General features: G+C 67.3%; 15 protein-coding genes. 2 read left to right on the plus strand and 13 right to left on the minus strand.

Going from position 1 to position 12,391, the window contains the following annotated elements; genetic code table 11:
- Positions 1–31: 31 nt before the first annotated feature.
- From ASD37_RS14685 to ASD37_RS14700, 4 genes are all read right to left on the minus strand, one after another.
- Positions 32–1,054 carry a hypothetical protein gene (locus ASD37_RS14685; RefSeq protein ID WP_156720879.1) on the minus strand — a complete coding sequence of 341 codons (1,023 nt, stop codon included), beginning with the start codon at positions 1,052–1,054 and terminating at the stop codon, positions 32–34.
- A 492-nt stretch (positions 1,055–1,546) separates the two neighbouring features.
- A complete protein-coding gene (locus tag ASD37_RS14690) occupies positions 1,547–1,993 on the minus strand; it encodes a YbaB/EbfC family DNA-binding protein (RefSeq protein WP_156720880.1) in 447 nt (148 codons plus the stop codon).
- Between the two features lie 27 nt (positions 1,994–2,020).
- Complete coding sequence (locus ASD37_RS14695) at positions 2,021–2,332, minus strand: ESX-1 secretion-associated protein (protein WP_056552020.1); 312 nt, start codon at positions 2,330–2,332, stop codon at positions 2,021–2,023.
- Between the two features lie 37 nt (positions 2,333–2,369).
- A complete protein-coding gene (locus tag ASD37_RS14700) occupies positions 2,370–3,200 on the minus strand; it encodes an EspA/EspE family type VII secretion system effector (RefSeq protein WP_056552024.1) in 831 nt (276 codons plus the stop codon).
- 118 nt (positions 3,201–3,318) lie between these two features.
- Here ASD37_RS14700 and ASD37_RS14705 point away from each other — a divergent pair, with 118 nt between their 5' ends.
- Entirely contained in the window at positions 3,319–4,326 is a 1,008-nt protein-coding gene (locus ASD37_RS14705; protein WP_056552027.1) for a PHP domain-containing protein, read from the plus strand.
- Here ASD37_RS14705 and dinB read toward each other — a convergent pair.
- Positions 4,323–5,582, minus strand: a complete 1,260-nt coding sequence (dinB, locus tag ASD37_RS14710) for a DNA polymerase IV (protein WP_056552029.1) — start codon at positions 5,580–5,582, stop codon at positions 4,323–4,325. The two genes, ASD37_RS14705 and dinB, sit on opposite strands and share 4 nt — an antisense overlap.
- A 26-nt stretch (positions 5,583–5,608) precedes the next feature.
- A complete protein-coding gene (locus ASD37_RS14715; RefSeq protein WP_056552034.1) occupies positions 5,609–6,250 on the minus strand; it encodes a TetR/AcrR family transcriptional regulator in 642 nt (213 codons plus the stop codon).
- A 76-nt stretch (positions 6,251–6,326) separates the two neighbouring features.
- On the opposite strand from ASD37_RS14715, the gene ASD37_RS14720 reads away from it, so the two are divergent.
- The gene (locus ASD37_RS14720; RefSeq protein ID WP_056552037.1) at positions 6,327–7,796 is read left to right on the plus strand and encodes an NAD(P)/FAD-dependent oxidoreductase; all 1,470 of its coding nucleotides are present in this window, start codon (positions 6,327–6,329) and stop codon (positions 7,794–7,796) included.
- A gap of 93 nt (positions 7,797–7,889) precedes the next feature.
- On the opposite strand, the gene rraA is transcribed toward ASD37_RS14720, so the two are convergent.
- The 7 genes from rraA to ASD37_RS14755 form a co-directional block, all read right to left on the minus strand.
- The gene (rraA, locus tag ASD37_RS14725) at positions 7,890–8,375 is read right to left on the minus strand and encodes a ribonuclease E activity regulator RraA (protein ID WP_056552039.1); all 486 of its coding nucleotides are present in this window, start codon (positions 8,373–8,375) and stop codon (positions 7,890–7,892) included.
- 14 nt (positions 8,376–8,389) lie between these two features.
- Positions 8,390–8,884, minus strand: coding sequence for a hypothetical protein (locus tag ASD37_RS14730; protein ID WP_056552042.1), 495 nt, complete (start codon positions 8,882–8,884; stop codon positions 8,390–8,392).
- 69 nt (positions 8,885–8,953) lie between these two features.
- Positions 8,954–9,877: a CopD family protein gene (locus ASD37_RS14735; RefSeq protein WP_056552045.1), complete on the minus strand. Its 924-nt coding sequence runs from the start codon at positions 9,875–9,877 to the stop codon at positions 8,954–8,956.
- Positions 9,874–10,380: a copper resistance CopC family protein gene (locus tag ASD37_RS14740; protein ID WP_056553361.1), complete on the minus strand. Its 507-nt coding sequence runs from the start codon at positions 10,378–10,380 to the stop codon at positions 9,874–9,876. The genes ASD37_RS14735 and ASD37_RS14740 overlap by 4 nt, the downstream gene beginning before the upstream one ends.
- Positions 10,380–11,072 (minus strand): YcnI family protein, encoded by a 693-nt coding sequence (locus tag ASD37_RS14745; RefSeq protein WP_056552048.1) that lies wholly within the window; start codon positions 11,070–11,072, stop codon positions 10,380–10,382. The genes ASD37_RS14740 and ASD37_RS14745 overlap by 1 nt, the downstream gene beginning before the upstream one ends.
- Before the next feature lie 46 nt (positions 11,073–11,118).
- Positions 11,119–11,595 (minus strand): hypothetical protein, encoded by a 477-nt coding sequence (locus ASD37_RS14750; RefSeq protein WP_235568310.1) that lies wholly within the window; start codon positions 11,593–11,595, stop codon positions 11,119–11,121.
- 68 nt (positions 11,596–11,663) lie between these two features.
- Entirely contained in the window at positions 11,664–12,320 is a 657-nt protein-coding gene (locus ASD37_RS14755) for a DUF6474 family protein (RefSeq protein WP_056552053.1), read from the minus strand.
- Positions 12,321–12,391 lie beyond the last annotated feature (71 nt).

The following is a 12,391-nucleotide window of genomic DNA, read 5'->3' on the forward strand; positions in this document are numbered from 1 at the left end:
CACCGGCGATATTAGCCCGCACGGTGCATGGCTAGCTCGGCGCGATGAGCGACGTCAGTTCCGTTCCGTCGTCGGATAATTGGACGAGGGTGTCGCCGACCCGCCATACGTGAGCAAGTGAGTCGACCGCGGCTGGGAGCGTCCACAGCGTCTCGCAGGTATTGCGGTCGCGGGCCTTGGCCACTAGGCCAGCCTTCCGGTTGGTCACTTCGAACACGAACACGGTGCCGTCAGTTCCGAGGAAATTGCCCATGTTGAAATCGCACGCGGCACCCTTGGCTCCAGTGTTCACGTCGTACTGCCGCCACATCGGAAAGGCATCACTCTTGTTCTCGTTGAGCAGGATTGAATCGCCCACGACGACATTAGTTCCCGAAGGCATGTCGAGCAACAACCCACCGTCGGGTGAGAACACGGCCGACTGGTCGCCCTCGTAGCGTGCCACGATTGGAAGCGTCCCCGACCGATCCGTGGTGGGTCTTCCCTCGATTCCTCCGTCGAGGTGCTTTCCAGTCTCGTCGAAGAACTGGACGCCCGCGAGCTTGCCGTCGACCTCAGCGACGGCGGCGAAGCCGCCCGGGTAGAGCACGGTGTTCTGGAGTTTGGTGCCGTCTTGCTCCCCGGGCTTCAACACACGTCCGTCGCGGACGTTAAAAACCGTCGTGTTCCAGTCCGACTTGTCTGTCGAGTCTTGGGTGGCAAGAGTGGTGTCGATGTCGCCCGCTCCCACGACGGTTCCATCACCGGGCACGAACCACGTGGTCTCGGCGCGGTGACCGATGCCGTAGACACCTTGGCGAGCTGCGCTGGCGACGGCGTAATTTGCGATTTGCTTAACGACGAGGGGCCCGGGAAGGGCGCGCAGATCGGTCGGTCCGTTGTAGAGGACCGCGCCAGACTGGGCATCGACTACCCATGCCGTGGCGGCTAATTCATAGCTCAGACACAACACTTCGGTCGGTCCGTTGATGAAGCACCTCGGGAAATTGACGTCGGTGAGAAGCGGTACGGCGGGGAAGGCTGCCTGACCGCTCTTGACGTCGATTCCGGTCAACCACCACTGGGGGGTTGGTGCGCTGCCACTGCGGGCGAGGAAGAAGGCCTTGTCGCCGACTCTGCCGATCAATGGCCGAGGACCGAAGGTGTCGTTGCTCTCTGCAATTCGACTGGGTTCGGCTCCGTCGCCTGTCTCGGGCAGTCCGAGATCGGTGGCGGAGGTACGCCATCCTGGGACGGGCTGTTCTCGCATCGCCGAGCTGAGAGTGTCCCCCGTGTGGTGCCAAGTGCCGCGCGTAGCGAGCCGTCCGTCGTGTTTCCACCAGACGAAGACGCACACGGCCACTGCAATGACGACGACCAGCGCAATTAGCACGAACCATGTTCGGCGGCGCTTACGCTGACTGGGCTGCTCACTCCGTGGCGTGCTCATGCCGGAAGGCCGCGCAAGACATTTACGCCCCTGGGCGTGGCACCGGATGAATCGCGCAGATCGCGTTCAGCGACAGCCGAATTGACGAGCTTCGAGGCATCTGGGCGCGGGACGGCCTTAATCGGAGTCACGCGCGTACCGGGTCGCGAAGATTTCAGCGGCGCGCGCTTCCGCGGTGTTGGGAGATGGCAACCCGACGGTGTATTCGAGGTAGCCGCTGGTGCTGACGCGATCGTGACCCATCGAGCGCAGGAGTTCGACGGCGACTGCATGTTGAGCTGCTTGCGACTTATCCGATGCCAGACCTGCAATGACGACGATCTCCTCGGCCAGTTCGGTTTCCGTCATGTCCGTCGCACGCGCCGTCAGGTCAACTCGCTGAATCCGTCCGCCAAGGTCCGCGGTCGCCGCGACGCTGCCTTGAGGATTGGCCGCGGTGAACACCACCGTGGGGTTCGGATCGTCGTTCTCCATGTCTGCCAGGTCAGAAGGTGCAGTCGAACGATCGTCGATTTGGCTGTAGTTCAACTCGTCGTCGTCATCCCATGAGCCCTCAGCGATCACGAGCACCTCCAGTGCGGTTGTGGCGCGTCACATCTGGCAGGCATCGATGTCGCGACCCGCGAGCCAGTCCGCATTCTTGTAGTTCGCCGACGCCTCCGCCAACCGCACCGAGAGGTCATGTGACATCTTCCATAGCTTCTCAGCGGCGGCGTCTCGTGCTGTTTCCACATCTGAAACGGCCATGTTGCTCAACGCACACACGACCCCGTGGGTGGCCAGAACATTTGCCCCCAGATCGTTGACGGTTTCGCCGGCGACCTTGAGCTCCCCGGCGGCGGTTCCGTGCTTGGCCGAAATCTCGTCGATGAACTCAGTCAGCACCGACAAGTTGTCCGTCATCGCTCTTCTCCATTCACTTTACTTCGCCGGTCGGAATCTACTTGGGCTGTAAGACGGGCGGTTCCGGATTGAACGGTGGCTCATAGGGGGCGTTGGCCTGTGTGCGCGTCGGCAACGTTCCATTCGTGCGCTCATCGCCGAAGGGTTCTCCACAGGGGAGTACGACGGGATTCCCTTGGTCGTCCGTCTGCTCGCCAAATAATTGCTGCGCTGACGCGCCCTGGTAGCGACTGGCGACCGCCCTAATCTTGTCCGCTTTGTCATAGGACTCGGCGACCAGTGCAGCCATGCTCACCTGGGCCATGCTGAGTTGCGTCGACGCAACGCCCGCGTCGGCGATTGCCTTCGGGATCGCACCGCCGGGGATGCTGTTCATCCAGGAGGTTGCGGTGTCGTAATCTGCGAGGAAGTCGATGAGACCCTGCAGGCCGTCGCGGGTTTCCTTGACCTTTTGGCCGAGAGCCTGCAGTAGGGGCCGCATCTCCTTGTCGCCCTCGGCGACTTCATAGGTCTGGTGCAGGTGGTTGGAAGCCTTGGCCTGATATGCAGTGGCGGCCGTGCCGTCCCACTGAGCGGGGTCATCGATCTCTGTCTTTTCCAGCAACTCGCCAGCGTCCCTGTACTTCGTCTCCGATGTAACGAACGCTTCGCCAGTCTCAGGTTCTCCCGAGCCGGTAGTGACCTTCATTCCGTAGATGGCGAGCTGAGCAGCCATGATGATGGGTGACTCAGCCAAATTGGCTACCGCTCCAATGGCTTCGCTATTGGGGAGCTGGCGGTCCAGCGGACCGGGCGGATCGTTCCATTTGCCGCCTATGACGTCGCCATACTTGCGCAGCAGGTCGATCGCTTCCCCGAGCAAGCTCACGTGTTCTCTCCCCTTTTCCCGAATACAGCCTATCGCCCGGAGGCCGAGGCCCAGCGCGGCATTTTTGAGCGACGTTGAAGGGTGTCTAGACGTTCCCGTTCGAGGGCACACTGGACTCGTGGACCCAGTCGCAGCGCTGCGCCAAATCGCGTACTACAAGGACCGTGCCCGGGAGGACTCCCGCCGGGTGATGGCCTACCGCAAGGCCGCCGACGTCGTCGAGGGCCTCGACGACGCCCAGCGCGACAAGCACGGCAAGGCCAACAGCTGGCAGTCGCTGCCCGGCGTCGGACCCAAGACCGCGGCGGTCATCGCGCAGGCGTGGGCCGGCCGCGAACCCGACGCCCTCATCGAATTGCGTTCCAACGCAGAGGACCTCGGCGGCGGCGAGATTCGTGCGGCGCTCAGGGGCGACCTGCACCTGCACTCCAACTGGTCGGACGGCTCGGCCCCGATCTCGGAGATGATGGCCGCCGCGAAGGCGCTCGGACACGAGTACTGCGCCCTGACTGACCACTCGCCACGGCTGACGGTCGCCAACGGCCTGTCCGCCGACCGGCTCCGCGAGCAGCTCGACGTCATCGACAAACTGCGAGAGACGTTCGCGCCCATGCGAATTCTCACCGGCATCGAGGTCGACATCCTCGACGACGGCACCCTCGACCAGGACGACGACCTGCTCGAGCGGCTCGACGTCGTCGTGGCGAGCGTGCACTCGAAGCTGAAGATGGACTCCGCGGCGATGACCCGCCGGATGGTGCGTGCGGTGTCGGGTGGACAGGCCGACGTCCTCGGCCACTGCACCGGCCGACTGGTCGAGGGCGGCCGGGGCACCAGGGCTGAATCCGCGTTCGACGCCGAAAAGGTCTTCACCGCCTGCCGCGACCACGGCACGGCCGTCGAGATCAACTCGCGGCCCGAGCGCCGGGACCCACCCACCCGGTTGCTGACCATGGCGCTGGAGATCGGCTGCGACTTCTCGATCGACACCGACGCCCATGCGCCAGGCCAATTGGACTTCCTCGGCTACGGCGCCCAACGGGCCCTGGACAACGGCGTCCCCGTCGACCGGATCGTCAACACCTGGCCGCTGGAGAAGCTCCTGGCCTGGACCACGGCGAATTAGTCCGGCAGCATGGGCATTTCGAGCCCAGGATCCCGGCCGACGAGCACACCACGCGTCACCGACGCGTTGCCGAACCGCCGGCGCACCTCGTCCATCGCCGAGTCGACGGCCAACAGGTGCTCCGGTGTGCCCGTTCGTGTCCTCCGCCCGTCGCCGGAAGACTCGAACGGCAGTTCCAGCTCGAGCTGCTGGGCACCGTCGCGGTCGATGTTGGACACGGCAAAGCCGACGAGCGTCAGCCCGCGTTCGGCGATCAGCGGACTCGCGGTCCGCACCAAACCCCTTGCCGCGGAGAGGATCGCGTCGGTCGACGCAGTGGCTTGCGGCAGGGTGTGTGACCGGGTGACCCTACTGAAGTCGTTGAACCGCAGGCGCAGCACCACGGTGCGTCCAGTGCGGTCGGACTTGCGCATCCGTCGCGTGATGCGATCCACCAGGTTCACCACCACGGCGTCGATCTCGCTGTGCGACATCGAATTCCCCGATCGGCCCAGTGCGCGCTGGGCACCCACTGAGCGGCGCCGCACACCGGTGACGACCCGGCGGCGATCGACGTTGTGCGACAACGCGAACAACTGATGGCCCATCCCGCCGCCGACGATCGACCCGAGCATCGACTCGCTCAACTCGGCCACGTCGGCAACGGTGTGGATGCCGTGGGCGTGCAGCTTGTCGGCGGTCTTGGCGCCCACTCCCCACAAGCGTCGCACGGGCAGCGGATGCAGGAATTCCAGCTCGCGGTCGGGTGGCACCAGCAGCAGCCCGTCGGGCTTGCCCTCCTGACTGGCCACCTTGGCGAGGAACTTGGTGCGGGCGATGCCGACCGTGATCGGCAGGCCGACCTGGTCGCGCACCTGTTCCCGCAGCCGAGCCCCGATCTGCACCGGGGTGCCCGACACCCGCAGCAACCCGCTGACGTCGAGAAACGCCTCGTCGACCGACAGTGGCTCGACCAGGGGAGTGGTGTCGTGGAAGACCTCGAACACCGCGGCACTGGCGTCGGTGTAGGCCGCCATCCTGGGTGGCACCACGATGGCGTGCGGGCACAGCTGCTTGGCCTGGCGCCCGCCCATCGCGGTCTTCACGCCGTAGGCCTTGGCCTCGTAGCTGGCCGCCAGCACCACGCCGCCTCCGACGATCACCGGCTTGCCGCGAAGGGACGGGTCGTCGCGCTGTTCGACGGATGCGTAGAAGGAGTCGAGATCGGCGTGCAGGATGTTCGCCTCGCCTACCCCCTGCGCACCGGACACGAACACATGTTCGCATCGCCGTCCGACGAAAGCTACTGGCTGTCCCCATAGATGCTGGTCAGCCAGATGTGCGCGAGGGTCTCGACGACGCGGTTCTGGGCGACCGAGCCCGGCTCGGCGACCAACGTCGCCGTCATGGTCCGCTCGTTCATCAGGTTGAGCGAGGTGGCGAGGTCGTGTGCGTCGATGGTGGTCGGCGCTGCGCCACGCGCCCGCTCGGCCTCGATCAGCGCGGCGGTCTGGTCGATCCACTTCTGCATGAACGCCGACCAGACGGCGCGGAAGTCCGGGCTCGTGGCCAGCGCCTCGGTGCCTGCCCGTGCCACGACGCTGTGCGAGCCGAACGCGGTGAAGAAGGTGCGGATGCCCTCGCGGAAGGCCCGGCGCGGGTCGGCAGGCAGATGCTGTGTCGCGCCGTCGAACCCCGTGTCTGCCTGTCGGATGAGCGGGTCGATCAGCGCCAGCAACACCGCGTCCTTGGACGGGAAGTAGAAGTAGAACGTCGGCCGTGACAGCCCGGCGCCCTTGGCCAGGTCGTCGACGGAGATGTCGGCGAACTTCTTGTCCTCGAGCAGCCGCTCGGCCGTTGCGAGGATGGCTGCCTCACGCTCGTCGCCCGACGGTCGCGTCGAGCGACGTCCCCGCCCGGATCGGGCCGTGCTGGCAGTGGTCATGGCCTGAACCTTACTGCATGTCGAATTATTCGACAGGGTGTTGACCGATTCGACACCCTGTTGATAACGTGTCGCCATGATTGAACACCTCGACGTCCTGATCGTCGGCGCCGGCATCTCCGGCATCAGCGCCGCCTGGCATCTGCAGGACCGCTCGCCGTCGAAGACCTACGCGATCCTCGAACGCCGCGAGAACATGGGCGGCACTTGGGATCTGTTCAAGTACCCCGGCATCCGCTCGGACTCCGACATGTTTACCCTCGGCTTCCGGTTCAAGCCGTGGACGTCGGCCAAGGCCATTGCCGACGGCCCGTCGATTTTGTCCTACATCAAGGACGCCGCCGCCGAGAACGGCATCGACAAGAACATCCGCTACAGCCACCGGGTGGTTGCCGCCGACTGGTCCGACGCCGACAACCGCTGGACGGTCACCGTCGACACCGGCGACGACGAGATCACCATGACGTGCTCGTTCTTCTTCGCCACCACCGGCTACTACAACTACGACGAGGGCTACTCGCCGGAGTTCCCCGGGTCCGCCGACTTCGCAGGCACCATCGTGCACCCGCAGCACTGGCCAGAGGATCTCGACTACGCGGGCAAGAAGATCGTCGTCATCGGCAGCGGCGCGACCGCGATCACCCTGATCCCCGCGCTGGTCAACAGCGGCGCCGGGCACGTCACCATGCTGCAGCGCTCACCGTCCTACGTCGGTTCGTTGCCCGACGTGGACCCGGTCGCGGTCGCCGCCAACAAGTACCTTCCCGAAAACGTGGCCCACGTGGTCAACCGGTGGAAGGCGATCATCTTCAGCACCGCCCAGTATCAGCTGGCACGCAAGTTCCCGAACTACATGCGCAAGACGCTGATGACGATGGCCAAGCGCCGGCTGCCCGAGGGCTACGACGTCGAGAAGCACTTCGGCCCCAGCTACAACCCGTGGGACCAGCGGCTCTGCCTAGCCCCCAACGGCGACCTGTTCAAGACCATTCGCAAGGGCAACGCCGACGTCGTCACCGACACGATCGACACCTTCGTCCCCGAGGGAATCAAGCTCGCCTCCGGCGAGGTGGTGGACGCCGACATCATCGTCACCGCAACGGGTTTGAACATGCAGCTGCTCGGCGGTCTGGCACCCACCCTGAACGGCCAGCCGATCGACCTGACGTCTCTGATGACCTACAAGGGTCTGATGTTCTCGGGCATCCCGAACTTTGCCATCACCTTCGGGTACACGAACGCGTCGTGGACGTTGAAGGCCGACCTGGTCTCGGAATTCGTCTGCCGCGTTCTGAACTACATGGACGACAACGGTTTCGACCGAGTCGTGCCAGAACACCCCGGCGCAGCCGTCGGTGAATTGCCCTTCATGGACTTCGCGCCCGGCTACTTCCTGCGGGCGATCGACCAGCTCCCGAAGTCGGGCTCACGGGCACCGTGGCGGCTCAAGCAGAACTACCTGCTCGACCTGCGGCTGATCCGTCAGGGCAAGGTCGACGACGAGGCCCTGCACTTCACCAAACACCGTGCGGCCGTGGGCGTTTAACACTCCCGCGAAAAGACGTAAAGGGCCCTGACGCACCGCGTTTCAGGGCCCTTTACGTCTGCTCGGCGAGGTCTAGGCCGGCACGACCAATGCCTATTTGTCGTCTGCGACGACGACGATCCCGTCGTCGTCGCAGTACGCGATCTCCCCCGGGGTGAACGTCACGCCGCCGAAGGTCACCGCCACGTCGCGCTGGCCGGCTCCGGTCTTGGTGCCCTTGCGCGGGTTTGTGCCCAACGCCTTGACGCCGAGGTTCATCGTGCGCAGCGCGGCGGCGTCGCGCACCGCGCCGTGGACGATCACACCCGCCCAACCATTCTCGACGGCCAGACCGGCGATGACGTCTCCGACCAACGCGGTGTGCAGGGACCCGTCGCCGTCGACCACCAAGACACCACCGTGCCCGGGCTCGGACAGGATGGACTTCAGCAGTGCGTTGTCCTGAAAGCACCGGACGGTGGTGACGGGGCCGGCGAACATCGTGGTGCCGCCGAGGTTCTGCAATTGCAGATCGCAGCTGCGGACGTCGGGGTAGATCTCGTCGACGAGGTCGGCGGTGGCGCGAGGTTCGATGGTCACGGCTCGATGCTAGGTCAGTCGTCGTCGGAGCTGCGACGCGCCAGCAACACGACCAGCAGGGCCAGTGCGCCCGCCGCCACGGCGACCACCAGTGGCAGACGAGACGATTCCGGACCGGGCAGCGGGATGGGCGTCGGAGCGCTGGCGACCGTCGACTTCGCTTGAGCCGCAACTTCCTTCGCCGGCGAGATCGGTGCGCGATCGCCGTTGCCCTCCGCCGGAGGGTTCGGCGCCGGTGCTGGTGGCGGGGTGGGCGCCGCCACGACGGGCGGTGCGAGCGGCGGAGGAGGAGTGACCGCGGCAGGTGGCGGCACTGCCTTCTTCGCGGGCGCCTTCTTGGCAGGCACGGCCTTCTTGACGGGAGCCTTCTTCGCCGGGGCCTTCTTGGCTGCCTTGGCTGGCGGCGTCTTCGCCGGCGGCGTGGCGGGTGCCTTCGGGGCCTGGTCGGCGACAGCGTCCGGCGATCGATCGTCGGGCGTCTGGCCCTGTCGATCTTGCTCGTCGGCCATAGTGGCTGCTCCTTTGCAGTGCGATGGGTAGTCGGCAGCGGTGACCATCATGCCAGTTGGCGGATTTGGCTAACCCGTGACCGCCAACGCGGCTGCCAAGGTCAAGGCGATCGCCATCACCGCCAACTCGACCCTCGACCTGCTCCGCGACACGGCGACCGTGGCGCGGTGAGAGCGTGCGGCCGGCAGCCAGCCAGCCCGATTCCGCGCCGCCAGCACGACCAGGACGACGGTCACCGCCACCTTCGCAGCCAGCACGCGCCCGTAGTCGGTGCCGTACAGGTCGGTCGGCGAGTTCAGCGTGACGGCCGCGCCGACCACCCCGAACACCAGCAGAACCACCACGCACCACGACGCCATCTGGGAGAACCGCGGCAAGACTCTGGCCCACTGCCCGCGGTGGGTCACCACCAGCACCAGACCGGCGAGCACGCCACACCATGCCGCCGCCGCCAGTGCGTGGACCGCCACCGCGATCCCACCCAAGGGGCTCTCGGACAGGTGGCCGACCAGGCTCCGTCCGGCGACCCCGATGGCGGCCGCGCCGACGGCGAGCACGCCCGGCGCCGACGAGGGCCGGGTTCCCGTCGGCGAGGACAGCGCGACGACGCACACCACCAGGGCCGCGGTCAGGCACACCAACCCCGCCCGGCCGACTGCGGTGTCCGTGGCGAACGCGACCGTGGTGCGCACGCCGACCCGGGCAGCCGACCACCCCGCCGCGTCGGCAGCACCGACGACGAGCCGGACCAATTCGGCGACCGTCCACACCGCCGAGACCATGACGAGGGGGCGTGCGGCGCGCGCCGCCAACTCGTCGCGGTAGCGCTCGACGTCGAGGGCGGGCACGACCACCAGACCGAGGCTGACCACTGCCGCCACGTCGCAGAGCGCACGCACCAGGCTCGAGGCAGGCGAACCAAGCCCCAACGCCAACGCGGCGGCACCCGCGACGCCCGTGGCGCCCAGTGCCACCGCTCGAGCCTGGCTCACGCGCGCCGCCGCACCGCCACCCAGACGCCGCCGCCCACGATCACCGCGGCCAGCGCCACGAAGGGCCACACGGGCATCCCGTCCGACTCGTCGGAGGACGCCCCGACCTTGGGCCCGGGGGAACCGGTTCCGGCCACCGTCAGCGTGAACGACCACGAGCCGCTGACGACGTGGCCGTCGGCCGAGGTGACGCGGTAGTTCACGGTGTAGGCGCCCGTCGGCCCCAGCGGCAGTAGGGCGACGCTGGCGACGGGACCCGCGACGTCCACCGGCCCCGTCGACCAGAGATTGCCGTCCGGTCCGACGACGGTCATGGCGGCGAAGTCGGTCTGCAACCGCTCGTTGAACGTCGCGCTGACGCGCGCGGGCCCGCTGCCGACGGAGCTGTCGGGTGCGGGATCGGCAGCCACGCGAACGGCGTGCGCCGACGCGACGCCTGCGCCCGCGAGCGCGCCCATGGCGAGCGCCGCACCGATCAACGCCGCGGCCGTCAACCGCCTGATCACGTCCGGCGGCGTCCGGTGAGCGCCACCACGACTCCGACGGCGGCCAGCACCAGGGCGCCGCCTGCCAACCAGCGCGCGGTGTCGTCGGGGCGCGCCGACGCCGGTTCGGCGGCCGGCTCTGCGGCGGCCGTGGCCATCGGGGACGCGGGCTGTTCGTCGTGGCCCACGGCAGGCGCGCCGGTCAGCTTCAGTTCGGGCGCGGGGTGCTCGGGCTCGCCACCGCCAGGCAGAGGCGGCTGGTCCCACCGCACGACGGTGCCGTCCGAGTAGGTCTGGGTGGCCGGCAGCGTCACCGTCGGTTGGTCGGGCAGGGTCACCGAGACGTTGAACAGTGCGAACTGGTCCGACGAGATGCCGACCGACGGGGCGGCCGTCCAGGTGACCGACCGAACGGTGCCTGCGGCGGCGTCGCGGTCCAGGCGGGCGGTCCACCCGGGCATCACCTCCGTGCGCGCGGACGCGACGTTGGGTAGCGCGACGCTGAACTCCGTTGTCAGAGCGCCTGTTTCGGACTCGCCGGGGACGCGGAAGGTCAGCACGGACGTACTGCCGGGAGCCGCGCCGTCGGCGTCGACGTGAACGTGTGCCGAGGCGGTTCCCGCACCCGTCAGCAGTGCGATGGACATGGCCGCGCCGGTGGCGGCAGTCGTGATGAGGGCGCGCGAGGACGCCCGGTGAACGAATCTCATGATGGGTTGCCTTCGTGGGTCGAAAGGGTCGAATGGTCGTTTCGGGTTAGCGGGCGAAACCGACCGGTGGACCACGATGCGACAACGACGCAGACAGAAAGCGCAAGGACTGCAAGGGCTGATCGGCACTGACGAACGCGGTCGACGACGTTGCGGCGACGGGGTGACGGTCAACCCGGGCAGCCACGACGAGCACGCGCGACACCGCGGCGGCAAGACGTCCGCCCGCAGCGATCAGCACCGCGCCGACCACGACCGCCGCCAGGTGAGCGGCGAACATCAAAAGTGGCGGCATCCCCTCGGCCGACGGGTGCGAGTGCCCGCCGACGCCGAGCAACGCATGCCCCAGCAGTTGTCCGACCGCGAGGACGGCAAGGAGAAGGCGGACGTCGGCGGTGTCCCGGACGGTCGCCACCAGCGATCCGAGGGTTATCGACAGCAGAGCCAGCAGGGCCGCGGTGGGACTCGGCGGCAGGCCACCGCCCGCGGTCCCGTGCGCGGCAACCGCCAGCGTCGCCGTCAAGGCCCCCGCCGCCGCCCCTGGGACGAGGCGCGCCGCCGGAGGCGTACGTCGGCGGGGCTGGGTACCGATCAGACCACTCCGAGGCGGGCCATCAGGTCCGCGTCGACTCCGTCCAATTGGTCACTGATCGCAGCGTGTGCGGCCTTGCGACGAGGGGTCGGCATGTTCTCCGCCGCGGTCACGGCCGCCGAGAGGTCCCGCAGCCGATCCGTCACGGCCGCCACGAACTGCTTGGTCTCGGCGTCCTTCGGCTTCTTCGCCGCCACCTGGGACAGCGTGTGTTCGGCGCCCGCGATGCGAGCCGAGAGCGCTCCACCGGCTCCGGAGAACTGGCCGATCTGGCTCAGCGAGACACCCAGTCGGTCCGCTCGCCGCTCGTCGACGAAACCACGCGCGGCGACGGAGGCGCGATAGACGATCGGCACCACGACAGGGGCCAGCATCCGGGAGATGGTCAACACCCGGCGAATGCGGGACGCCGACAGCAGCCGTCCCTCGTGGACCGCCTTGAGCTGGGTCTCGGCCACCCGAAGGGCGTTTCGGTCACTGGCCCGCTGTGCCTTGAGACTCGCCTTCATCGCCTTCACCTGACGTCTTCCGTCGGCCTTGATGCGCCGCGCTTCGTTCTTCGCGGAGAGTCGTGCCTCGAGCTTCGCCTTGGCCTTGATCGCCTTGGCTTCGGCACGCCGAGTAGCCCGGCTCTTGCGCCGTCTGAACAGGCCCATCCCGGCTGCCTCCCGGTCATTTCGTCGTGATCTGGCGCTCGTGGCTGCGCTGGTGTCGCCAACACTATCGC

Source organism: Mycobacterium sp. Root135 (assembly GCF_001426545.1).
Taxonomy (GTDB): Bacteria; Actinomycetota; Actinomycetes; order Mycobacteriales; family Mycobacteriaceae; genus Mycobacterium.